We start from the raw sequence: 23,923 nt of genomic DNA on the forward strand, positions 1-23,923 counted from the left end.
GTTCTATTGAAAGCTAGGTAGAATTGCTATCATTCTGAGCATGAGTCGCTCGTGGATGGGCGCGATCATAGACTTGTGTTAATTTGGCAAAATCGACATGGGTGTAAATCTGCGTGGTACTGATATCACTATGTCCTAGCATTTCTTGCACGGCGCGTAGGTCTCCACTACCTGAGAGCATATGTGAGGCAAAACAGTGACGCAATAGATGCGGATACATGTTTTGCGCGATGCCTGCACGAGTGGCCGCGACTTTGAGACGCTGCTGCACTGCTCGCGTCGATAGTCTGGTGCCGAGCTTTTCACTGATGAATAATGCACTGTCCATCTGCTCCACCCATAGATTGCGATGCGGCAAATAGCGCGCAATCGCAGCGGCAGCTTTGGCACCTAACGGTACTAGGCGGGTTTTATTGCCTTTGCCTGTGACTCGCACACGCAAATCAGACAAGTCCACATCTGCCATATCGAGCGCGACCAACTCCCCAACCCGTAGACCGCTGCTGTAAAGCAATTCAAACATGGCCTTATCCCGTAACCATAAGCGGGCCTGCTCTGGTGTGTCCGGAATTGCTTGGTCGAGCAATTGAGTGAGTAAATCCACATCGGCAATAGACGGCAGCGGTCTGGGACTACGCTTGAGCTGATAGCCAGTGGTCGGGTTGATACGTGCCAGCTCTTCCTCTATCAGCCACCCATAAAAATGACGAATCGCCGACAGCTCTTGCTGGACACTCGCCAATGCAAGCTTGTCTTCATCGAGGCGCTGACTGATATGCTGAGCCAATTGGCGTTTATCGCAGCGGGTCCATGTCAAACGCTTGCCGCGCAAATACAGCGCCAACTGATTGACACCCGCAAAATAAGCGGTCAAGGTATGCGGCGAGTGGTTACGCACTGACAGAATGTTGAGCCAACGATGGACAGGTGCTAATAACGCTCGTAATGCAGTGTCTGCCTTTACAGTAATGGCGAACTCAGCTGATAGCCAAGGCGTCATCTGTGCAGATTGACTGTCTTTATCAGTGGACATCACCATAGTAGAAGCACCCGTGCTATTTATGTCATTTGCCCAATGTCAGAATGTCAAATCTTAGCCTTCAGAATTGGGCTTGATACCGGCTTGTGCCATCAAACCATCTGGACTAAAGACACCTTCATAAACAAAGGCTGTCGGACCCGTCATCATGACTGAGTAACCTGGCTGCCATTTGATAATCATGCTGCCACCATAGAGCTGCGCGCGGATCTCTTCGCCCTCATCCAACCAGCCCTCACGTATACCGACCGCAACAGCAGCACAAGCGCCAGTACCGCATGCTTGGGTCTCACCCACACCGCGCTCATAAACGCGCAATCGAATATGGCGCTGGTTCATCACCTGCATAAAACCCACATTGACGCGAGCTGGAAACGCGGGATGCGATTCGATTGCCTTGCCTAATTTTTCGACCTCAGCATCGAGTACGTCATCGACTTTGATGACAGCATGCGGGTTGCCCATATTGGCAACATACAGCTGTACAGGCGTACCATTCACATCGAGATGGTATGTGTTTTGGATTTTGGTCGTGGCTCTTGGGCTAAATGGAATCTCATCTGGCTCAAACTTGGGTTTGCCCATATCAACCTCAACCCAGCCATAACGATCAGTCGTCAATGAAATAATACCACTGGCCGTCTCTACACGTAGACGCTGCTTAAATGACAGTTTGCGCGCTTGCACAAAACGGGCAAAACAACGTGCGCCATTGCCGCACTGCTCGACCTCGGTACCATCGGTATTAAAGATACGGTAACTGAAATCCACATCAGGGCGCATGGGCGGCTCTACCACCAGCAATTGATCAAAGCCAATGCCCAAATGACGATTTCCCAATAACGCTACTAGTTCCTTGGTCAACTCTAAGCGCTGGGTCACTAAATCAATGACCATGAAATCATTGCCCAAACCATGCATTTTAGTAAATTCTATTAGCATATTTTTGATGTCCTATCCTATTTTTATATATGTCTTATATTAGCACGCTGTCAGATACAATCATAATTATCACCGCTATCAAATACCAAGTTATCGTCATAACTCAAAACCGCTGCATTCAGTCAGCGTTTGCCATAAAAAAACCCACTGCTATCATCACAGTGGGTTTTTTATGCGTCAAGTACCGCTCTGACCGTTCTATTTATCCTGCCACAATGTTTCATCGGCATATAAGGCTTCAACCGTTTCGCGCTTACGAATGAGCTGATGATGCTCACCTGCCACCATCACTTCACTGGCACGCGGACGCGAATTATAGTTACTGCTCATGGTAAAGCCGTAAGCACCCGCACCAGTAATGGCCAGCACATCACCTGTGGCTAATGACAATAGACGGTCTTTTGCCAAAAAGTCACCCGTCTCACAAATCGCACCAACGATATCCCATGGCTGCGTACCATCCGTATTGATACCATCGCTAGGCAGTACGCTTGGAATAACAGCCATTTCAGCCTGATATAACGCAGGGCGAATCAAGTCATTCATAGCCGCATCAACGATGGCAAAATTCTTGTGCTCAGTCGGTTTGAGTACATCGACTTGGGTCAATAACACACCAGCATTGGCAACGATACTACGACCTGGCTCAAAGAACACGGTCAAACCAAGCGCACTAAGTTTTGGTAATAAGGCTTGGGCAAACTCATCGATAGTCACAGGCATCTCATCGATATAACGCACACCCAGTCCACCACCTAAATCAATATGACGTAGCTCAATGCCGTTATCACGCAGACTATGTATCAGCTCAATGACTTTATCTAACGCTGCGACAAACGGCTCTACCTCAGTCAACTGCGAGCCAATATGACAATCAATACCAACGATATCAACATGCGATAGCGCTGCCGCTTGCTGATAAACCGCTAGGGCATCTTCGTGAGTGATGCCGAACTTGTTGTCTTTAAGACCTGTCGAGATGTATGGATGCGTCTTTGCATCGACATTTGGATTGACGCGCAGCGATATCGGCGCAGGCTTATCAAGTGACTTTGCGACTTCATTGATTAAGGTCAGCTCGCTAATCGACTCGACATTGAAGCAACCGATACCTTGGATCAATGCGTACTCGATGTCGCCATAAGTTTTGCCAACGCCTGAGAATACTACGCGAGAGGCAGCGCCACCAGCAGCCAGTACACGCATCAGCTCACCACGTGAGACAATGTCAAACCCAGCACCTGCCTCTGCCAAAACACCAAGTACTGCAAGGTTAGAGTTTGCCTTTACGGCGTAGCATACTTGATGATTTAGACTGGCGAAGCTGTCCGTGTATGCTCGGTAAACGTCCAATATCGCCTGCTTTGAGTAAACATAGCAGGGCGTGCCATATTGTTTTGCCAACGCATTGATACTGACCTGCTCCATATATAACGCATCGTCGCGGTAATTCAGCGCAGGTAAATGAGTAGTCAAAGCTTCAGGGTCAATATACAACCCTTGCTCAGTTTGGGTGGTGACTGATTCGCCAGTGGTTAATTCAGTAACGTCAGTAGCTAATTCAGAAGAACTCATATAAAAATCTCTAATCTAATCAGGTTATAAAAGGTAATAATAAATACGGGTGTCAAATGTGTGTGTCGATCCAAGCAGTTTAATCAAGCCTACTCAGGTATCGCCATCGACTCTTAACGTGGCTTAACTCAGGCATCAGTATTTGAGCCAGTTAAGCGTTAATAGTTAGTCATTCGTAGCCAAGTACTAAGTGCTAATAATCGTTCGGGTCTTCACTAGGCTCTGGCAAAACCATCACGTCTGTGTCTTGGTCATTACCATCAAGACCAGCAAAAGCGGCGTCTTGTGGATGGCTAGTGCTGTCGAGCATAGATGAGCTGCCCTCAACCGTTTGGCTAGCGGAATCTACCAAGTATAAATCGCCTTTTTGGCCGCAACCTGACAACCCTGCCATAAGGACACTACCGATGATGAGCGCGCCGATAGTACGGCGACGGCTGCCAACCAATGAAGAGCTATCGTCAGTTTTTGAGAGGCGGTATATAGTAGACATAGAATGGGCAACCTGTGAGCGTATAGTCATGTAAGGGCAATAATAATTGTGATAAATAGACAACTAAAAAGGCAGTCAAAACGCTGCTGATATAAGCATTTCAATCATAGCATTATTACACAAAGCTGTACGCATACTGAATATGATTGACTCATAAACTTGATTATTATTCAGCATTTTATTGTATTTCGATTGAGTTATTATCATGATAACGAGGAATATCTCGACTGCGAAACGCGATTTATGGGTATTTGGACAACATTTCTTACAATTTGTGCCACTGATAATTCGCTGTCACCATACGCCTTAATTCTATGCCAACTTATTTAAAAATTGCTGATGGTTATTAGTCTATTTCTGGGCCAATCGCTTGCTACATCACATTCTCAAACATTTGGGTTGTTGCAGTACAGATATATGAATAGACAGCAATATCTTGGCAATTCGCTCTCATCATAGGGTTTTGGCCCGTGATTCATAGACATTCGCCGATAATAATAGTATAAAAGTACCGGCTTAAATATAAATAGAATCGGCCATATACCTGCGTGGCACATGAGATATCAGCCATCCAAAAGGATTTGTACTGACGACACGCTAGTATAAAAGACACATTACTAAAAACATTTTTTATATTTCACAAACGTTTTGATTCACCTCCATAAAAACCAATCTAAGGATAGAGTATGAGCGCCACCCTAAGCACCACTTTTGATGATAAGAACAGTGAAACATCAACCCTGACCAGTCCGACTTTAGTGCTAAACTGCGGCTCGTCTTCCATCAAATACGCGTTGATTAGTGATGACAACTCTACTCGTATCACCGGTCTTGCCGAAAACTTAGGCCTCGATACTGCCCGTATCAAACACACCACCTTAAATGGTGAGAAGCTTGAAATATCTATCCCTGGTGGTCGCCATAAGCTGGCGCTACAAAAAATCCTTGAGCTGTTAGAGCAGTATCACTTCATCGCAGTCGGTCATCGCGTGGTACATGGCGGCCGTGAATACTCTGAAGCAGTGAGAGTCGACGATCATGCACTCGCAGAAGTCAAACGCCTCAAGATACTGGCGCCACTACACAACCCTGCCAATGCGTTGGGTATCGAAGCGGTACAAGCCATTTATCCTGATATGCCGCAAGTCGTGGTATTTGATACGGCCTTTCACCAAACGATGCCGCCCGTTGCATTTCGCTATGCCCTGCCAAAGTACCTGTACGAAGAACACAAAATCCGTCGTTATGGTTTTCATGGCACCTCACATGCCTATGTCTCAGAGCGTACGAGCCAAATCACGGAGGCCAAAGGCCCACATGGTTGGCTAACAGCACATCTCGGTAATGGCTGCTCGGTGGCTGCCGTATACGATGGCAAAAGTCTCGATACCAGTATGGGTCTGACCCCACTCGAAGGTCTGATGATGGGTACGCGTAGTGGTGATGTCGATCCTAGCTTGCACATGCACCTAAAGCGTCATCTGGGTATCAGCCTAGAAGAGACGGACAAAATGCTCAATAGTGAAAGTGGACTGCTGGGCATATCAGGCTTGTCTAACGATCTGCGTACCATTGAGCAAGCCGCTAATGAAGGTCATAAAGACGCGCAGCTGGCGATTGATATGTTCTGCTATCGCGCGGGTAAATACCTTGCCAGCCTAAGCTGTGCATTGCCTGAGCTCACTGGTATCGTCTTTACTGGTGGTATCGGTGAAAACTCAGTGACCACACGTGCCAGCATTCTGGCAGTGATGCGTCATTTTGGTATCAAAATAGATGCGGACAAAAACGCCAACTTGGCTCGCGGCAAAGAAGGCAGCTTTCATGCAGATGACAGTAGCATCGAGCTGTGGGTCGTACCAACGGATGAAGAATACCGTATCGCGCAAGAGACGCGTCAGGCCTTGAATTTGGTATAAGCCTATTTAGATATTATACTCAGCGTTTGTCATTCTTGATGGTTATAAAAAACATAGAATAAAACGCTCGGTATTTTTTATGCTGCCAATAATAAATCGAAGTCTAAAACAAAATAAATCGTAGGAAAACTTATGCAAACCATTTTACTTGTTCCCATCAGCCGCGGTATTGGTGTGACGTCAGCGGCGCTCGGTCTGATTCGTGCGTTTGATTATAACGGTATTAAAGCCGGCTTTATGAAGCCGTTTTTACAAGACGACACGCTTGATAAACAGCACAGCTTGGACAGCTCAAATGCGCTCACCATGCATGCGTTTGGTCTAAAGCCGCCCAAATCTATCAGCCGCCAGCACGTCGAGCGCATGCTGGGCGATGGCAATCTTGATGATTTGATGGAAGAAGTGATCGCCAATTATCATACGATCGATGAGGGTCATGAGGTCATCATCTGCGAAGGTCTAGTGCCGACTACTGAAACCTCTTATGCCTCACAAATCAACCGCGCGCTTGCCCATGCGCTAGATGCCAAGATTATATTTGTCAGTACCGCTGATATCAATCAGCCTGCCTATTTAGCAGATAAGCTCGATGTCCATGCACGTGAGTTCGGCGGTGTCATTGATGCACGTACGCTCGGCGTGATATTGATGCGCGTACAAGACGTGCCCAACACCTTTGAAAACCAACCTGTTGCCCCTGGTGAAGCGGTTGTCAGCTTAGATCAGAACTTTATGCAGGCAGTTCAACGTCTATCGCCTTCATTTAATACCGACGCGTTTCGCCTGATCGGTGTGGTGCCCTTTAGTGACTCGTTATCAGTACCGCGTACGTGGGATATAGCGACCGAGCTGGACGCAACTTGGCTCAATGTTGGCGAAGCAAAAACACGTCGTATCAATCGTATCAGCCTAACTGCCCGTTCAGTAGCGCGTGTCAATGAAGTCTTTAAGCGCGGTACGTTGATGGTAGTACCGGGGGATCGTGATGACTTATTACTCGCTGCTGGCTTGGCTTGTATCAATGGAATTCCGCTAGCAGGTTTGGTATTGACTGGCGGTATCATGCCAAGTGCAACGGTGGCTGAGCTCTGGCAATCAGCGCTCAAAACAGGCATCCCTGTCATGAGTGTCGAAAGCGACAGCTATGAGACCGTGCAGAGCCTAATGCATATGAGCTCTGAGATTCCAAACGACGACACCGAACGAGCGGAAGAAGTGGCTCGCTATGTGGCCGCGCATTTGGATCTGAGCTGGATTAAAGAGTACTTCAGCCGCAATCACGAGCCACGTTTGTCGCCATCAGCATTCCGCCATCAGTTGGTCAAAAAATCACAGCAAGCCAAAAAACGCATCGTACTCCCAGAAGGCGCTGAGCCACGTACCGTGGAAGCGGCCTGTATCTGTCAAAGCCGCGGTATTGCCAACTGCGTGCTACTTGCTAAGCGTAGTGATGTCGAACAAGTGGCTAAAAACCGTGATTTGACGTTGCCTGAAGGGTTAGAAATCATCGATCCTGACAGCCTAGATATGAGCAAATACATCAAAGCGGTCGTTGAGCGCCGTAAGGGTAAAACCAACGAAGATGTCGCCGCTGAATATCTAAAAGATACTGTGTACCTCGGCACCATCATGCTACAGATGGATGAAGTCGATGGTCTGGTCTCAGGTGCGATTCATACGACTGCCAATACCGTACGCCCAGCATTTCAGCTGATTAAGACTGCACCGCAATATTCCTTAGTATCGTCAGTATTCTTTATGCTGTTGCCTGAGCAAGTGGTCGTCTATGGTGACTGCGCCATCAACCCTGATCCTAACGCTGAAGAGCTGGCAGAGATTGCCATTCAATCAGCTCAATCTGCGGCGGCCTTTGGTATCGATCCAAAAGTCGCGATGATCAGCTACTCTACTGGCTCATCAGGCGCAGGCGCGGATGTCGAAAAAGTCGCCCGTGCGACCCAAATCGTTCGCGAGCGTGCCCCAGACCTCAAAGTCGACGGACCACTACAGTATGACGCGGCATCGGTCATGAGCGTGGGCAAACAAAAAGCGCCTGACTCACCTGTCGCTGGTCAAGCCAATGTCTTTATCTTCCCTGACTTAAATACCGGTAACACCACTTATAAAGCGGTACAACGTAGCGCCAATGTTGTCAGTGTCGGTCCAATGCTACAAGGCCTGAACAAACCCGTGAATGATTTATCACGTGGTGCGTTGGTTGATGATATCGTCTATACCATCGCGCTGACTGCTATCCAAGCGCACAGCGATCTGATTTAATTATCTTCACGTTTGTATACTGCACACTTATAGATAACCGACTGTCATGATGATGGTCGGTTTTTTATTGGTGTTTTGATGACATTTGATGACATTTGATGTCACTTGATGACATTTAATGACAGAGGCGCGCTTGCCCTCTACAATAGCGCTATCTTCTCTAAAATCAACCAACGTATTATTAATCCTTTTACACATTTATTTATGCCAAACACCAGCACTCGCCCTCAAGCAAAAACACCTGCGCCTGCCATCCGTGCTTATCTTGGCGGCTCGTTTGATCCCGTACATAACGGTCATTTAGAAGTAGCGATGTCGGTCTATCAGCATCTACTCCCAATCGCCAAGCAGCAACAGCGCATGTTGCACGTGTCATTGCTACCCAATGCGCGCTCGCCATTTAAAATACAAAGTACAGATCCTAGCCATCGATTGGCCATGTTGAAGCTCGCGACGCAAGAGACACCGATACAAATCAATGAGCTGGAGCTATGGCAAGCACCGCCTGTTTATACTATCGACAGCGTACGTACATTGAGGCGGCAATATCCTCATGACAGCTTGATATTTATCATGGGTATGGACAGCGCCCATAGTTTGGATAAATGGAAAGAGGGATTACGACTCACTGACCATGTCAATCTGTGGGTGTTTAATCGTGAGAGCAGTACTGATACTGATACTGATACTGATACTGATACTGATACTGAAATATCTAACAGCACTATCTCTTTTGAAAATAATATAGCGACTGCACAAGATGTTGCTTTCTTAAAATCGCAACTGCCGTTGTCATTGCAGCCCTATATAACGGACTCACCGAGCGCGCTACTGACCCCGACTACTCAGCAACTAACAGATAGCTCGAACTCAAATAGCGCTAATCTGACTAGTACTGACTTGAAAGCTGACTTGAAAAATGCCAATCAAGGACGCATTTATATAGATCCGCGACCCATTGCTGCCGTATCAAGCACACAAATACGTGAGCAACTACAGAGAATAGACAATCAAACAAATAAAATGCCAGTCACCCAAAGGCAAATCACATCTATAGCACCAATAAATGATATCATTAGCAATACTGAATCTAATCCATTAGCTAAATGGCTAAATCCTGCTGTTTATCAATATATTATCGCCCATCAGCTATATTCTGCTGCTCAATTCCGTTAAAATCGCCTTATCTGTGTCATTTTGCCTATCCTGTCTCTATGCGTGACTGACGACATATGATGAGTCGGATAAGACAAATTGACGTTTTACCCCTTTATTTTATATATTTACGATTCAAGAGATTAAAATTTATGACCAACACCATGACTGAAGAACGCCTAACAGAATGTTTGACCATTGTACAAAGCGCTCTAGATGATATGAAAGCAAAGAACATCACTGTAATGAATGTAGAAGCATTGACTGACGTAACCGAACGCATCATCATCGCTGATGGTACGTCTAAACGCCATGTGCGTGCGATGGCTGATAGCGTTGGCGCTGAAGCTAAGCAAGCTGGCTTTATGCCACTTGGCCGTGAAGGCGGTATCGACTCTGACTGGACGTTGATCGATTTGGGCGCAGTTGTCGTCCATATGATGACGCCTCAAGCACGTGAATTCTATGACTTGGAAGGCCTATGGTCATCACCTGAGCAATTGGCTGAGCTGGTCGCTGTACCACGTGAAAAGAAAACTGCGGGTCGTCGTAACAAAAACAAATAAGATTATTAAATACAATAATCGCGTCATATTAAAAGCATTAGATTAAAAAGACCAGAATATCTATTCTGGTCTTTTTTTGTGTGACCTCTGAGGTGGCAAACCCGTATAATAAAATGGACATCAGACATTCCTCGCCCACTTATTAGTATGAATACCTATATTCTAGGAAACCTTATGAGCGCAGCATCAGTCACGCCAATATTTGAAAAACCCCAAAAAGACTTTAACCAAAACTTGCCACTACATATCGCCAACTTAACTTGTGTGCGCGCGGGTAAGTCCATGCCATTCACCCGTGAGCAACTGAGCGCCATTGACAAAGCGCCAATCAAAGCGCCTGTCGCGGTCAACTTCATGGGCCTCGCCACTGATGAGCAAGCCGACCGCAAGCATCATGGTGGCCCACTAAAAGCCGTGCATCAACTAGCACCTGCAACTTATGAGCATATCAATACAGAGTTTGGTCTAAACGTGCGCGTCGGTACGCTGGGTGAAAACCTCACGACCGAAGCCGTCAATAGTCTACCGGAAATGACTGAATCTATGGTTTGTATTGGTGACGTTTTTCAATATGGTGGATATGTGGAAAACGAACAAGACAATAGTAATGATGGCGACTGCGTTCAGCTACGTATCGTCCAACCGCGCCGTCCGTGCTACAAAATCAATGACCAAATCGGACAGTTTACCAAAGTGCCAAATATCGCAGCATGGGTGAGCAAACAAGGTATCTCTGGCTGGTACTTTCAAGTCGTACGTGATGGTCTAATTAATGCGGATTTACCAGTTTACTTGATAGAACGCCCCTATCCGTTTGCCACGCTTGAAAAATTATGGCAACTATCTAACTCAAAAGAGAAATACGCTGCTGATGTAATTGAGCTATGGCTCGCGATTGAGTGTTTGGAAGAGAGTTGGAAAGTAGTGCTTAGGAAGAAGATTAAGAATTAATCAATACTAACTAGAGATTAAAATCATCATGAAAGGTATTAGTATTCCCTTTTCTTTTTTACAAGAGCATAGCGTCATTTTATCTGCAGAAGAAGTCCGATTTGCGATCAGGTATGAGCTAATCGATTTAAAAGAGTTGGCTGACATTGTTGATACGTCACTAGTTAAGTACCCTAATGATGAGAGCTTATTAGAATTGGCTCTTAATCTGCTGTTAGGCAGTTTTTATATAGATACTCACAGCAAACCTTTAAGTTTAATATCTAGTGATGTAAGCATTGTTCGGAACTCAGTAAGCAGTAAATGGAGATACATTCTCTTACTTTGGCTCTATGAAAATAGAGAAAATAGTAGAGCTGATTACGATAGAATCAATAAAGTTTATGCTGACTTTGGTTACTCTGTAGATATGGAAAAACTCATAAGTTATATGCCTGCTCATGGTAATACTGAAAAGCTAGGCTATGACCATATCTTGCATAACTGGCAGGACTATTTAAGTACCTATAGATATTTAATAGCATCTTAACAACACCACAATCTGAACCACCCTTTGGAAAAATATCATTCCTACACCGAGCATTTCATGGTAAAAAACATATTCTTAGCGTTTGGCCTAACACTACCCTTGATTGGCTGCGTGACCACAACCTCTCCAGTAGCGACGACCAAAAGCTACATCGTAGATAGCAAAACCTATCAAGCCACAGGCAAGAGCGAGCGTATCAAAACCATTGTGCTGCACTATACGGTTTCAGACAATGACAGATCTATCAAAACACTGACCACAGGCAAGGTCAGCGCACACTATCTAGTGTTAGATAATGATGATGATAAAATTTATAACCTCGTACCAGAAAATGAACGAGCTTGGCATGCAGGTGATGGCAGTTTTGCAGGACGGACGATATTAAATGATACTTCTATCGGTATAGAAATCGTCAATGCAGGCATTGCGCCTGAGTATCAAAATGCCCTAAAAGACGGCCAGCTGGCGTATCATCCTTATGACCATTATGTGGCCTTTAATGAGTGGCAGATTAAAAAGGTCGCGGAGTTGGTGCAAGATATCACGGCGAGATATGACATCTCACCAAAGAATATCATCGGCCATTCTGATATGGCACCCTCACGTAAAATAGACCCCGGTGCAAAGTTCCCTTGGCAACAGCTGTATAAGCAATATGGCATCGGCGCTTGGTATGATGACGCTGACAAGCTTGCTTTTATGGATATAGATGCATTTACAACGGCCACGATACCTGAGATCAAACAGCAGTTTCGTGATTATGGCTATCAGATCAATAATAGCGACGAATGGGACAAAGCCAGTCGCGATGTCGTCTATGCGTTTCAGCTGCACTTTCGACCCCTCAATCCAACGGGCAAAGTAGATTTAGAGACTTATGCTATTTTAAAGGCATTGAATAATAAGTATGCTGATACCAACGATTTTTATTAACCCTTTTATATCATCAATAATAAACGAGCTGTACAAGGAATTTTATGAGCACATTGTTTAGCGTAAATTTGAATAAATTGGCTTTGATCCGTAACTCTCGCGGTACTGACTACCCTAACCTGTTGACCTTTGTGAAAAAGCTGATTGACCAAGGTGTCAAAGGTTTTACCGTACACCCGAGACCAGATGAGCGTCATATCAGATACCAAGACGTCTATGATATCAGTGCATTCTTAAAGGACTATCCAGAGATTGAGTTCAATATCGAAGGCAATCCAAACGAGCAGTTCTTAAAGATTATCCGTGAAGTAAAGCCGCATCAATGTACGCTCGTACCAGATAGCGACGATCAGCTGACCTCTGATCATGGCTTTGATATCATCACTCATCATGAGTTTTTATCAACGTTAAGCAAAGAGCTAGAAGCGTTCGGTACGCGCTGTGCGGTATTTATCGACCCTGATATCGAACAAATCAAAGCGGTCATCAAGAGCGATGTACAGACGATCGAGATGTATACCGAAGAATGGGCACGCGCCTACAGTAAGGGTAAGAGCGATAACAATATTGATTTCGATGAGGTCAAGCAACGCTTTAGCGACTGTATTAATCTAGCCAATCAAAATGATATCCGCGTCAATGCAGGTCATGATTTGAATTTGAATAATTTAACTGATCTGCTCGCGCTTAGTGATATCGCTGAAGTGTCGATTGGTCATGCATTTACGATTGAATCACTGGAGCAAGGCATGGATAATGTGGTGCGTCAGTATTTAGCAATTTGTGGGTAATCCATACTAATAAGCAAATAGTCTATTCACTTTACACTCGATGCGGTGGTGCTGGGATATATTTTATGCAGCCTCTGTCAGCGTAGACACAGCAAGCAAGTAAAATTTATACCAGTAGCACGGCAATATTGGCGTATCAATTCTATTTTAAAATGACTACAGTTTGGTTCTATCAGCAGTCCTAATATCTGCATTATCAATACAAACGCTAATAATATTAAAAAAAGGAATCTTTATGTATCAAGACTTTCAGAAACATCTACAACAAGAAATCAGTGATATACGCGCGGCAGGCCTGTATAAAAACGAGCGCGTTATCACTTCTCCGCAAGATGCACTCATCAAGATCGCCGATGGCCGTGAGATGCTTAACTTCTGTGCCAATAACTACCTTGGATTGTCTGATCACCCTGAGATTAAAAAGGCAGCTATCAAAGCCATCGAAAACTCAGGTTATGGCATGTCATCGGTGCGATTTATTTGTGGTACGCAAGATTTGCATAAGCAATTAGAAGCGGCGATTTCTAAGTTTTTTAATACCGAAGATACGATTCTTTATGCGGCCTGTTTCGATGCCAATGGTGGTGCCTTTGAGCCACTACTGACCAGCGATGACGCCATTATTTCTGATTCGTTAAATCATGCCTCAATCATCGATGGTGTACGCCTGTGTAAAGCCGCGCGTTATCGCTATGCCAATGCGGATATGCAGGATTTGGAGACGCAATTACAAGCGGCGCAAGCACAGCGTTTTCGCTTAATTGTCACCGATGGTGTGTTTTCGATGGATGGTAATGTGGCGCCCATGGACGAGATTTATGCGTTGGCACAAAAATATGATGCCATGGTCATGATTGACGAGTCGCATTCAGCAGGCGTGGTCGGTCACACTGGTGGCGGCGTGACTGAATTGTTTGATCTACGTGGTGATATTGAGCTGATCACGGGTACTTTAGGCAAGGCCTTTGGCGGTGCTATTGGCGGCTTTACCACGGGTAAAAAAGAAATCGTTGAGATGTTGCGTCAACGCTCACGCCCGTATCTGTTTTCAAACTCCATTCCTCCTATGGTAGCGGCAGCGGGGGTAAAAGCGTTTGAGATGCTGTCGCAAGACAATACCTTACAAGATAAATTGCATGAAAATACCGCCTATTTTGTGAAGAAAATGCAAGATGCAGGCTTCGATATCAAGCCCACCGAATCGGCCATTTGTGCAGTAATGCTTTATGATGCCAATGTCTCGCAACAAATGGCAGATGCACTGCTTGAAGAAGGCATTTATGTGATCGGCTTCTTCTACCCTGTCGTACCCAAAGACGAGGCTCGCATTCGTGTGCAGCTCTCTGCTGCTCATACTCGCGAGCAGCTTGACCAGTGTATCGCCGCCTTTATCAAAGTCGCCAAGCAAATGAAAGTGATTGATTAAGCGTCGTTCGGTATTTGTTCGGTATTCACTCGCTAGATTCAACCATTAAGCACAACACCGCTAAATAAGAGAAAAGTATGAAAGCACTGGTTAAAGCCCATGCCAAAAAAGGCATCTGGATGCAAGACATGCCAGAACCTACGGTTGGCATCAATGACGTTAAAATTAAAATTAAAAAAACTGCCATTTGTGGTACAGATTTGCACATTTATAAGTGGGATGAGTGGTCAGAAAGAACCATCAAGACGCCGATGATTATCGGACATGAATACGTCGGTGTCATTAGCGAAATGGGCGATGGTGTAAAGCACTTTGAAGTGGGTGACCGCGTCACAGGCGAAGGACATATCGCTTGCGGGCATTGCCGAAACTGCCGCCGTGGCAAGCTACATGTGTGCGAAAACACCATCGGCGTGGGCGTTGACCGCGATGGCGCGTTTGCCGAATATTTGGTGATACCTGCCGATAATGTCATCAAGCTCGATGAGCGTATCAGCGATGAGATGGCCGCCATTATGGATCCCTTTGGCAATGCCACGCATACCGCCCTTTCCTTTCCTGTCCTTGGTGAGGATGTTCTGATTACGGGTGCGGGACTGATTGGTTCTATGGCAACAGCGATTTGCCGCTTCGCAGGGGCACGTAATATCGTGGTCAGTGATATCAGTGATTATCGCCTAGAGCTTGCCAAAAAAATGGGCGCAACGATGACCATCAACCCCGCCAAAGGTGAAACCATCGAAGGCGCCATTGCTGAGTTAAAAATGCACGGCTTTGATATTGGGCTTGAGATGTCAGGCTCGCCTCAGGCCTTTGATTCGATGATTAGTAATATGTATAACGGCTCTAAAATTGCGCTCTTGGGTATTTTACCTAACACCACCACGGTGGATTGGAGCAAGATTATTTTCAAGGCGCTAACCCTAAAAGGTATCTATGGCCGTGAGATGTGGGAGACGTGGTATCAGATGGAGCAAATGCTGATCAGCGGTATTGATCTATCGCCCATCGTTACCCATCGCATGCACATTGATGACTTTCAAGAAGGCTTTGATATCATGGAAAGTGGGCAATGCGGTAAGGTGATTTTAAGCTGGGATTGATAATGTGGTGCGTCAGTATTTGAGGAGTTCTGGTTAGGGTTTAGATTGTCACGACTGATAAAACGGTACTGATTTCAGTGCCGTTTTTTATAGAGTAAAAATTATATAGAGGTAAACTATGAGCGATTCCGAAGCTGATAAACTTGAAAAGTATTTAGCAGAAAAAGCCAAGCAAGATCAGGAAAAAGAACAAGAGCCTGAGGCGCTTTCTGCTTATGATGCTTGCGTGCTAAAGGAAAGTGCCAAGATTCATGAGTTGATAGCTGAGGCTCGGAAGGGTTTGGATAGTGATTAGTTTTACTATATTAGGGCGTGTCCTCATTTTAAAATGGTGATAAAAATGAGATAAATTGTAGTCAAACAAGGAAAATAGCGCAGATAATATCGGGATATTAACCAGCTATTTAACGATGTTTGGCAAAATTTAGCCATTTTTAGCCCGTTTAGATATGATCAATTGAATTGAGGACACGCCCTAGACTCTGTATGGAATTTATATTATTTTGAAAACTGATAACAAGAATTTTTTATATCTTCTACCAATAATTTAAGTTCCATATTTGAAAATTCAGATTCAATATAACTCCTCTACTAGCCCTACACTACAGAATAAATTTATAGAAAAAGGCGAGTTAATATAGATCAACTCGCCTTTTTATTTAGCTATTTTAAAATTTAAAACTAAGACATTTCAAAACCTTGATTAATTTTCAATTCAGCCAAACCGAGTTCCATCTCCATACCCTTGTAAGCAGCAGAGCTTTTACCAACAGATTGAGAATCGTAGTGGTTATCTTTTATAGTACTGATAAGCATTCCACAATGGTTCTTTAAATTATTTTCAATAAAACCTTGCATATTAGCAACTTTCCATGAAACATTATCACCATCAATTTTAATAAATTCATTGAAGGAAACTATAATAGGAATCATGAAAGCTGGAGGGTACTTATAATCAAGCTTAAAGTTATAAAAGTTAGTTTTATAGTAGCCTTTAATTATCTTATCATCTTTATCTTTTTTCTGAGAAACACTAGAAATCCTACCAAAACTACCTTGACGAGAATTGTAGTACTCTGGAAAATGCTTATATACTAGATCAAAAAACATAGGTATATCTTTCATCAATTTGAAAGCATTTTCTACGACTTTAGGCAGTTCCAACTCTCCGTTTTCATTAGTATATTTTTCAATTATTAATGAATATGCTTCAACACACTTTTCTTTACTATTGTAAATCATAGTAGGATTAATTTTCCCAATATCTTTATCTAGCCTGTTATGTCGCTGTAAAGCAATTAATGGAATAAGTGCTAATGAAACAATATCGTTTCTTTTAATTGATTTTTCAGTATCACCATCTTTCCATTCAATTTCATTGTTTAACTTAGGATCTAATGATGCTTTCAGAATATCGTAATAGCCTTTATGGTCTGCTTTTGTACCACTGCTAAGCGAATGGTTATTATTTCTAGCATCAGAAATTTCAAAAACCTTATCACCAAATATATCTTCTTTTCCCGGTGCTGGATAAATAATTTCAATCGGGATAAGAAAATCCAATTCGTCCACTACACTATCAATTTCGCTACGACAACTTGCCCAAAGCTCAAGAAAATCATCCCAACGTTTAATACGTTTATACTCGACAGGCTCAGCAATATCACTAACTTCGAAGTACTTCTTTAAAAAGAACATTCCGATAGCCAGCATATTATGCCCACCATCGAGTAAGCCATCTGTCACTTTATCCTCAACTCTCATTTTGAAGCGTCCTCTTTCTAAAGGCTCACATTCGCCAGTTGAAAGAAGAAGTCCTTTAGATTTGAAGACCATAGATTCTGGGCTTAATTCAAGGGTTTCTTGAATTGCATTAGTAATTTTGTTTATTTTTGATTTTCTAGGATTCGCGGTAAGCTCAATATTGTCCAAAAGCTTAGCGATATTCGAGGGATTAAGAGTTCCGATTACTTTACTAATATCTTTAAAATTAAAGATAGTATGGTTTTCGGTTTTGATAGTTACAGATTTCATGGAAATTCTCCAAATTGTTAAAAACAGAATTGGAGAAACCTTACGAAGAATTTAGTCGTAAAATATATTTAAATTATATGCGTAGGCTTCTCAGCTTTTTCAGTCACTTTTCAGCAACACTTATAAATTTATATTAAATTTATTCGAGAGTCAATATAAAAAGTTATTTTTATATGTTTTACATATCAAATTCAACCTATTTTCTAAAAATATTATGATATGTATGTTATTTATAGTTAAGCAAATTTTCTAAATACTGCATTCTGAATCATAACCTAGATCAGATCATACTCTTACTAACTGACTCTACCGGCTTTTAATTTATCAGCTGAAACTGAGAAGAATGCTTGCAAGAACACGATGTCACCGCTAGCCCCGACTGTAGCGATATCCTGCTGGTTTGGGCGGGTTACGATGTCTGCTAGGTTTTGGGGTGGCGACGCGAAGCAAGCGACGACCCAAACCGTAGCTAGCGCCGCGCCCAGACTGGCAGATACAAGTGGAAAGCGGGAAATAGCTCACTTACTTATAAAAAACGTTATACATTACTCAACTCTTTTAACGCAGACAGCGCCTGCTCCGCCTTATCATCCGACACAAATATATGGTCATGATAATAAGCAGCGATCACATTGGCACTGATACCCTTTGATGTCAGTTTGGTTGCTATTGCTGCGGTTAGGCCTACCGCCTCTAAACTTGAATGCACCGTCAGAGTGATTTGTCGAAACACGCCTTCGTAATGCAAACCTGCCTCATCAGCCTTGTCTTTTGTCAAAACCAGAGTCAGCCCTTCTGTTTCTACAAACGTCGCTATTGGCGCTAAGTTTACGTATTCTGCTAGTTCCCCTTTTACAGTACAAAATACAAATAACTCATCAACCAGTGCTGGCTGCATCGAACTCAATAGCTCATTGATATCTGTAATTCCTGACATTTTATTCTTCCTTATTTTGCTTAATGCTAGTCTTTGTTGACCGTAATTTTAGCATGAGTGTAATCGCCTATACTCGTGAAAACACGGTATAAACGCTAGCCTTTATTTCCAAACGCTCAACTCTTAAACACAAAAAAGGTGAGCCTAAGCCCACCTTCTTATTTTAAAAAACAGCTGTCTAAAACTATACTTTAGAACAAATTACCCTATATCTTAACGCAACCAAGCTCGGGCATTGCGGAACATACGCATCCACGCGCCGTCTTCGTCCCACTCTTCTGGTTTCCAGCTATGGTTATACGCTTTTAGGTTACGCTCAGGGTGCGGCATCATGATAGTGACGCGACCGTCGGTGCTACACAGACCCGTGACACCGCCGACAGAACCGTTTGGATTGAGCGGATAGGTCTCAGTTGGATGACCTTGGCTATCGACATAACGCATCGCAAGCTGACCGTGTTTTGCCATACCATCGATTTCGTTGTTATCTAGTGTGGCATAGCCTTCACCATGCGCCACAGCGATTGGCAAGATGCTGTCTTGCATGCCTTTGAACAGGATAGACTTGGTACGCTCGATTTTTACATTGACCGTACGCGCTTCAAAACGAGCTGACTCGTTGGCGATGAAGCGTGGAAAGTTGTCCGCACCTGGGATGAGGTCTTTTAACTGAGCCATCATCTGACAACCGTTACAGACACCTAGTGAGAAGGTATCAGGACGGGCAAAGAAGCGGACAAACTGCATGCGTAGCTCGTCATGGAACAAGATAGAGTTCGCCCAACCAGAGCCTGCGCCGAGTACATCACCATAGCTAAAACCACCACAAGCGACCAGTCCGTCAAAGTCACGTAGGTTGATACGGCCACTGAGTAGATCACTCATGTGTACATCGACTGCTTCAAAGCCCGCTTGAGTAAAGCCTGCTGCCATTTCTGTCTGACCGTTTACGCCTTGCTCACGCAAGATAGCGACTCTTGGTTTGTTCTCGCGACTGTTGAGGTAAGGCTCTTCAACTTTTTGATTTAGATCAAAATTCGGCGCAGCAATCAGGCCTTGATGGCTTGCATCAGCAATCAAGTCATACTCTTGCTGTACGCACGCTGGGTTATCACGGCGACGCGCGATTTGATAGCTGACCTGAGTCCACGCTTGCTGCAATTCAGTACGGCTAAAGCTAAGAGTGTCATCACCCATGAGCGTTGGCGTTTGGATAAGCAGGCTGTCTTCTTCCGAGCTTTGACCCACGAGGCTGAGCATATCAACAACGTTAAACTCTTCTGCCAATTGCATTAGCGCCGCGACTTTTTCTGGCAATACTTGAATGACCGCGCCCAGCTCTTCACTGAACAGCTGACCGAGTAAGTTATCGTCCGTCAATGACAGCTTGATACCTTGACGGCTGGTGAACTGCATTTCAGCAATAGTTGCCAATAGACCACCATCACCGATATCGTGATAGGCACTGATGACGCCTTGCTCGTTGCCCGCTTGGACAAAGTTAAAGAAATCGACCAAGTCGCTTGGCTGCGCTAAATCTGGGCACTCATTACCCAATTGGCTCAGCGTTTGCGCAAGGATTGAACCGCCTAGACGTAGCTTGCCTTTAGACAAGTCAATACGGTAGAACGCACTGTCGCCATTGATTAGCTCAGGGGTTAGCGTTTTTGCGACATCAACCACAGGAGCAAAGGCGGTAATCACGAGGCTCATTGGTGATACGACTGATTTATCCGTCTCACCTGCTTCACTGCTGTCAGTCCAGTTGGCACGCATCGATAGCGAGTCTTTACCAACTGGGATAGCGATACCCAGTGCTGGGCACAGCTCTTCGCCGACTGTATATACAGCGTCAAACAATGCTGCATCTTCTGCATCATCACCACATGCTGCCATCCAGTTCGCTGACATCGTGATATCAGACAACTGAGCAATGCGCGCACCAGCAATGTTGGTAATCGCTTCACCAATTGCTAGTCGTGCTGAGGCTTGTGGACTGATTAGGGCAACTGGTGTACGCTCACCGATACTCATCGCTTCACCGCTCATCACCTGACCATCGAGCGCAATCAAGCCTGATGCGGTAACTGCACAATCCGATACTGGCACTTGATAGCGACCCACATACTGATCACGCACGACCATACCCGTGATAGAACGGTCACCAATGCTGATCAAGAATGACTTGCTAGCGACGGTTGGGTGACGCAAGACGTCTTTGATAGACTCAGCTAAATTGACTTCATTTAAATCTAATGCAGGCAAGCTGCTGTCATGACGCTCAAAGCTACGCTTCATCTTTGGCGTGCCACCTAGCAATACTTGCATTGGCATATCGACAGGCTGCTCAGCGAGCAATGTATCATCAACGACTAGCTGACGCACATCCGTGGCTGATCCCAAGATGGCATACGGGCAACGCTCACGCGCACAGATCGCATCGAATTGGGCTTCGCTTTCTGGGCGAATCGCGAGGACATAACGCTCTTGCGCTTCGTTTGACCAAATGGCCATTGGTGACATGCCAGCTTCTAACGATGGAATTTTACGCAGGTTTAGTACCGCGCCCATCTCGTGGTCATTGACCAGTTCTGGCATCGCATTAGAGATACCGCCCGCGCCCACATCATGCAATGACACGATAGGGTTACCGTCTTTGCCATTGTTGCTCGCATCGACATCATTACCGGCTAGTGCCCAGCAACGATCCATCACTTCTTGGCAACGACGCTCCATTTCAGCATTGTCACGCTGAACTGAGGCAAAGTCTAAGCCTTCATCAAGTGAACCACTATCAACGGAAGACGCTGCGCCACCGCCTAGACCAATCTGCATCGCAGGGCCACCAAGGACGATTAATAAATCACCTTGTTGAATGGCGTTTTTTTCAATGAGGTTGCGTTTGATATTGCCGTAACCACCTGCCAGCATGATTGGCTTATGATAGCCGCGCATCTCGCTGCCGTCTTTTGCCGCTGAGGTATCAAGCTGAAAACTACGGAAATAACCGCATAGATTTGGACGACCAAACTCGTTTGAGAAGTTGGCTGAACCGAGTGGTGCTTCCGTCATGATCTCCAGACTGGTTGCCATACGATCTGGCGTGCCATAAGCCTGAGTGCTCAATTGACCTGACTGCTCCCATTTTTCAGCGAGCTCTGGGATATGTAGGTGTGATACGTGGAAGCCTGTCAAACCTGCTTTTGGTTTACCGCCACGACCTGTTGCGCCTTCATCACGAATCTCACCACCAGCACCTGTCGCTGCACCCGCATACGGAGCGATGGCCGTTGGATGGTTATGGGTTTCGACTTTCATCAGAATGTCGATTGCTTCTTGATGGAAGTCATAAGGATGGGCAGAATTTGCGTCCATCGCATCAGTCGGAATTGGGTAAAAACGCATACCGTCAGACCCTGCCATCACAGCAGCGTTGTCTTTATAGGCTGATAAGATACCTTGTGGATTCGACTGGTAGGTATTTTTAATCATTTGGAACAATGATTTTGGCTGTACTGCACCATCCACTGTCCACTCAGCGTTAAAAATCTTATGACGGCAATGCTCTGAGTTGGCCTGTGCAAACATCATCAGCTCAACGTCAGTTGGATTGCGCTTTAGCTCATTGACATACGCATTCATCAAATAATCAATGTCTTCACTAGATAACGCAAAACCAAACTGAGTATTGGCAGACTCTAGCGCTGATTGACCTTGTCCGATGACGTCAATATGATTCAATGATGCTGGCTGCTCATCATCAAACAATTTGTTCAAATTATTCAAATCATAGACCAAGCTCTGCGTCATACGGTCAAACAACAACTGCTCAGCGTCTACTGGTAGTTTTTCGCCTGCTTCACCCTCAATCGTTAAGGTATAAACAACGACGCGTTCAACACGGTTAAGCTCGATTTCACAGTTATTAAAAATATCAGTCGCTTTACTTGCCCATGGCGAAATCGTGCCAAAACGTGGACCAACGATGACTTTTACCTGATTAGCTTGTGGGTCGGCGAGCACTGTTGCACTGTCAACAGCGAGTAGGTCTAACGCCTTTTTATGTTCATCACCTTCGAGCTTGCGTGATAGCACATACACTTGCTGGGTACTTATTTGACTGACATTGAGCTCGGTTTTTTGCTGGAACTGACTGATGAGTTGCTGCGTCTGAAAATCGGTAAGAAACGGTTGTCCGGCGATGGTCATCATAAAGGCATAATCCGTAAGATCAAGGCATCTCTGCCATGCTAAGTAAATGGTCTGCGTATTATAACAAGAAGCCCTGTAATAAGCAGGTCTAAACCGATATAAATTGCCGATAAGTTGCGCTCTGCTGCTATTAGATATTTGCAGAATAGCAGGCTTACGCTGACCTCTAATCGCTATCTTTTCAACTTTGCACTGGATAATCAGACAGCAAAAATACACAGTGTCACACTTTTTACCTAACCCTCATACTCCTTACAAACTCTCACATCGCATTACTGGGTACCTATATAAATGTATGGGTACAACTCGGTATTCTAGTCTCAGTTGTTAAGGCGACAATCGTTTTTGATATTTCAAATACACTTTGTCCGAATAAAAATTACTACTATAAGAACTCAACTACCTAAGCATTATCATATCAATACCTAAATATTTTAAAGAAAAGGAAATCAATTATGAGCAGACAAGACCATATCGATAAAGTACAAGCACTGGTAAAAGAAGTGAAATTTGCCATGATGACCACTCGCACTCATGAAGGCCATCTACATGCCTGCCCAATGACAACGAGCGAGACGAGCATTGGCGCAAAAGAGATTTGGTTCATCGGTGATAAAACCACTGAAACCGTCAGCGATATCCAAAAAGACCCACAAGTGAACTTGGCCTATGTCAGCCAAGATGCAAAAGACTATGTATCAATCAACGGTAAAGCAGAGTTGGTCGAAGACCAAGAGAAGCTCGATGAGCTATGGTCGCCAATCTACAATGCATTCTATGAGCAAGGTAAAGAAGATCCAAACGTCCAATTAATCAAAGTCGTACCACATGGTGCAGAATATTGGCTAAGCGGTAGTTCAGTCGTCAACATGTTCAAGATGACTACCGCTGCGGTAATGGATGGTAAAAAAGCAACTAATCTAGGCGAAAACAACTCTGTAACGCTATAAGTATCTGTTATATGAAAGCAAAATAGTAGAATACAAAAACGCCAGTGGCTAATGCGACTGGCGTTTTTACTGATAAATTATTCGTGTA

General features: G+C 44.6%; 19 protein-coding genes. 12 read left to right on the top strand and 7 right to left on the bottom strand.

What is annotated here, in order from left to right:
* Nucleotides 1–13: 13 nt before the first annotated feature.
* The 4 genes from I6E86_RS01115 to lptM form a co-directional block, all read right to left on the bottom strand.
* Nucleotides 14–1,039, bottom strand: a complete 1,026-nt coding sequence (locus tag I6E86_RS01115; RefSeq protein WP_197174706.1) for a tyrosine recombinase XerC — start codon at nucleotides 1,037–1,039, stop codon at nucleotides 14–16.
* Between the two features lie 54 nt (nucleotides 1,040–1,093).
* Nucleotides 1,094–1,981, bottom strand: coding sequence for a diaminopimelate epimerase (gene dapF, locus I6E86_RS01120; protein WP_194363537.1), 888 nt, complete (start codon nucleotides 1,979–1,981; stop codon nucleotides 1,094–1,096).
* 198 nt (nucleotides 1,982–2,179) lie between these two features.
* Nucleotides 2,180–3,556, bottom strand: coding sequence for a diaminopimelate decarboxylase (gene lysA / locus I6E86_RS01125; protein WP_227680466.1), 1,377 nt, complete (start codon nucleotides 3,554–3,556; stop codon nucleotides 2,180–2,182).
* Nucleotides 3,557–3,749: 193 nt separating this feature from the next.
* The gene (gene lptM / locus I6E86_RS01130; protein ID WP_197174707.1) at nucleotides 3,750–4,049 is read right to left on the bottom strand and encodes an LPS translocon maturation chaperone LptM; all 300 of its coding nucleotides are present in this window, start codon (nucleotides 4,047–4,049) and stop codon (nucleotides 3,750–3,752) included.
* A gap of 686 nt (nucleotides 4,050–4,735) precedes the next feature.
* Between lptM and I6E86_RS01135 the strand changes: the two genes are divergently transcribed.
* The 11 genes from I6E86_RS01135 to I6E86_RS01185 all read left to right on the top strand — a co-directional run bounded on the left by I6E86_RS01135 (nucleotide 4,736) and on the right by I6E86_RS01185 (nucleotide 15,997).
* Nucleotides 4,736–5,968, top strand: coding sequence for an acetate/propionate family kinase (locus tag I6E86_RS01135; protein WP_197174708.1), 1,233 nt, complete (start codon nucleotides 4,736–4,738; stop codon nucleotides 5,966–5,968).
* A gap of 132 nt (nucleotides 5,969–6,100) precedes the next feature.
* Nucleotides 6,101–8,248 carry a phosphate acetyltransferase gene (gene pta, locus I6E86_RS01140; protein ID WP_197174709.1) on the top strand — a complete coding sequence of 716 codons (2,148 nt, stop codon included), beginning with the start codon at nucleotides 6,101–6,103 and terminating at the stop codon, nucleotides 8,246–8,248.
* Nucleotides 8,249–8,356: 108 nt separating this feature from the next.
* Complete coding sequence (locus I6E86_RS01145) at nucleotides 8,357–9,424, top strand: nicotinate-nicotinamide nucleotide adenylyltransferase (RefSeq protein ID WP_227680492.1); 1,068 nt, start codon at nucleotides 8,357–8,359, stop codon at nucleotides 9,422–9,424.
* Nucleotides 9,425–9,555: 131 nt separating this feature from the next.
* Complete coding sequence (gene rsfS, locus I6E86_RS01150; protein ID WP_194363532.1) at nucleotides 9,556–9,969, top strand: ribosome silencing factor; 414 nt, start codon at nucleotides 9,556–9,558, stop codon at nucleotides 9,967–9,969.
* A gap of 174 nt (nucleotides 9,970–10,143) precedes the next feature.
* A complete protein-coding gene (locus I6E86_RS01155; RefSeq protein WP_197174710.1) occupies nucleotides 10,144–10,920 on the top strand; it encodes an MOSC domain-containing protein in 777 nt (258 codons plus the stop codon).
* Between the two features lie 28 nt (nucleotides 10,921–10,948).
* Nucleotides 10,949–11,449, top strand: a complete 501-nt coding sequence (locus I6E86_RS01160; protein ID WP_197174711.1) for a DUF2247 family protein — start codon at nucleotides 10,949–10,951, stop codon at nucleotides 11,447–11,449.
* Between the two features lie 57 nt (nucleotides 11,450–11,506).
* Nucleotides 11,507–12,382 (top strand): N-acetylmuramoyl-L-alanine amidase, encoded by an 876-nt coding sequence (locus I6E86_RS01165; protein ID WP_197174712.1) that lies wholly within the window; start codon nucleotides 11,507–11,509, stop codon nucleotides 12,380–12,382.
* A 44-nt stretch (nucleotides 12,383–12,426) separates the two neighbouring features.
* Entirely contained in the window at nucleotides 12,427–13,173 is a 747-nt protein-coding gene (locus I6E86_RS01170) for a pyridoxine 5'-phosphate synthase (RefSeq protein WP_197174713.1), read from the top strand.
* Nucleotides 13,174–13,408: 235 nt separating this feature from the next.
* Nucleotides 13,409–14,599: a glycine C-acetyltransferase gene (gene kbl / locus I6E86_RS01175; RefSeq protein ID WP_197174714.1), complete on the top strand. Its 1,191-nt coding sequence runs from the start codon at nucleotides 13,409–13,411 to the stop codon at nucleotides 14,597–14,599.
* Nucleotides 14,600–14,676: 77 nt separating this feature from the next.
* On the top strand, nucleotides 14,677–15,702 hold the full coding sequence (tdh, locus tag I6E86_RS01180) for an L-threonine 3-dehydrogenase (RefSeq protein WP_197174715.1): 1,026 nt from the start codon (nucleotides 14,677–14,679) through the stop codon (nucleotides 15,700–15,702).
* Between the two features lie 118 nt (nucleotides 15,703–15,820).
* Nucleotides 15,821–15,997: a hypothetical protein gene (locus I6E86_RS01185; protein WP_197174716.1), complete on the top strand. Its 177-nt coding sequence runs from the start codon at nucleotides 15,821–15,823 to the stop codon at nucleotides 15,995–15,997.
* Between the two features lie 386 nt (nucleotides 15,998–16,383).
* Here I6E86_RS01185 and I6E86_RS01190 read toward each other — a convergent pair whose 3' ends face one another.
* The 3 genes from I6E86_RS01190 to purL all read right to left on the bottom strand — a co-directional run bounded on the left by I6E86_RS01190 (nucleotide 16,384) and on the right by purL (nucleotide 22,885).
* Entirely contained in the window at nucleotides 16,384–17,736 is a 1,353-nt protein-coding gene (locus I6E86_RS01190; protein ID WP_197174717.1) for a hypothetical protein, read from the bottom strand.
* A gap of 538 nt (nucleotides 17,737–18,274) precedes the next feature.
* Complete coding sequence (locus I6E86_RS01195) at nucleotides 18,275–18,673, bottom strand: ACT domain-containing protein (protein ID WP_197174718.1); 399 nt, start codon at nucleotides 18,671–18,673, stop codon at nucleotides 18,275–18,277.
* A gap of 213 nt (nucleotides 18,674–18,886) precedes the next feature.
* Nucleotides 18,887–22,885 (bottom strand): phosphoribosylformylglycinamidine synthase, encoded by a 3,999-nt coding sequence (gene purL, locus I6E86_RS01200; RefSeq protein ID WP_197174719.1) that lies wholly within the window; start codon nucleotides 22,883–22,885, stop codon nucleotides 18,887–18,889.
* 455 nt (nucleotides 22,886–23,340) lie between these two features.
* On the opposite strand from purL, the gene I6E86_RS01205 reads away from it, so the two are divergent.
* Complete coding sequence (locus tag I6E86_RS01205) at nucleotides 23,341–23,835, top strand: pyridoxamine 5'-phosphate oxidase family protein (RefSeq protein ID WP_010195997.1); 495 nt, start codon at nucleotides 23,341–23,343, stop codon at nucleotides 23,833–23,835.
* Nucleotides 23,836–23,923: the final 88 nt, after the last annotated feature.

Origin of the sequence: Psychrobacter sp. SWN149 (assembly GCF_015864565.1) — a bacterium.
Taxonomy (GTDB): Bacteria; Pseudomonadota; Gammaproteobacteria; order Pseudomonadales; family Moraxellaceae; genus Psychrobacter.

Excerpts from the sequence above, each read along its gene's own strand:
- I6E86_RS01205 (WP_010195997.1), top strand. The coding sequence starts at position 23,341 with ATGAGCAGACAAGACCATATCGATAAAGTACAAGCACTGGTAAAAGAA.
- purL (WP_197174719.1), bottom strand. The coding sequence starts at position 22,885 with ATGATGACCATCGCCGGACAACCGTTTCTTACCGATTTTCAGACGCAG.
- tdh (WP_197174715.1), top strand. The coding sequence starts at position 14,677 with ATGAAAGCACTGGTTAAAGCCCATGCCAAAAAAGGCATCTGGATGCAA.
- I6E86_RS01155 (WP_197174710.1), top strand. The coding sequence starts at position 10,144 with ATGAGCGCAGCATCAGTCACGCCAATATTTGAAAAACCCCAAAAAGAC.
- lptM (WP_197174707.1), bottom strand. The coding sequence starts at position 4,049 with ATGTCTACTATATACCGCCTCTCAAAAACTGACGATAGCTCTTCATTG.
- I6E86_RS01145 (WP_227680492.1), top strand. The coding sequence starts at position 8,357 with ATGACATTTAATGACAGAGGCGCGCTTGCCCTCTACAATAGCGCTATC.
- I6E86_RS01170 (WP_197174713.1), top strand. The coding sequence starts at position 12,427 with ATGAGCACATTGTTTAGCGTAAATTTGAATAAATTGGCTTTGATCCGT.
- I6E86_RS01160 (WP_197174711.1), top strand. The coding sequence starts at position 10,949 with ATGAAAGGTATTAGTATTCCCTTTTCTTTTTTACAAGAGCATAGCGTC.
- lysA (WP_227680466.1), bottom strand. The coding sequence starts at position 3,556 with ATGAGTTCTTCTGAATTAGCTACTGACGTTACTGAATTAACCACTGGC.
- dapF (WP_194363537.1), bottom strand. The coding sequence starts at position 1,981 with ATGCTAATAGAATTTACTAAAATGCATGGTTTGGGCAATGATTTCATG.
- kbl (WP_197174714.1), top strand. The coding sequence starts at position 13,409 with ATGTATCAAGACTTTCAGAAACATCTACAACAAGAAATCAGTGATATA.
- I6E86_RS01185 (WP_197174716.1), top strand. The coding sequence starts at position 15,821 with ATGAGCGATTCCGAAGCTGATAAACTTGAAAAGTATTTAGCAGAAAAA.
- I6E86_RS01115 (WP_197174706.1), bottom strand. The coding sequence starts at position 1,039 with ATGGTGATGTCCACTGATAAAGACAGTCAATCTGCACAGATGACGCCT.
- rsfS (WP_194363532.1), top strand. The coding sequence starts at position 9,556 with ATGACCAACACCATGACTGAAGAACGCCTAACAGAATGTTTGACCATT.
- I6E86_RS01190 (WP_197174717.1), bottom strand. The coding sequence starts at position 17,736 with ATGAAATCTGTAACTATCAAAACCGAAAACCATACTATCTTTAATTTT.
- I6E86_RS01135 (WP_197174708.1), top strand. The coding sequence starts at position 4,736 with ATGAGCGCCACCCTAAGCACCACTTTTGATGATAAGAACAGTGAAACA.
- pta (WP_197174709.1), top strand. The coding sequence starts at position 6,101 with ATGCAAACCATTTTACTTGTTCCCATCAGCCGCGGTATTGGTGTGACG.
- I6E86_RS01165 (WP_197174712.1), top strand. The coding sequence starts at position 11,507 with ATGGTAAAAAACATATTCTTAGCGTTTGGCCTAACACTACCCTTGATT.
- I6E86_RS01195 (WP_197174718.1), bottom strand. The coding sequence starts at position 18,673 with ATGTCAGGAATTACAGATATCAATGAGCTATTGAGTTCGATGCAGCCA.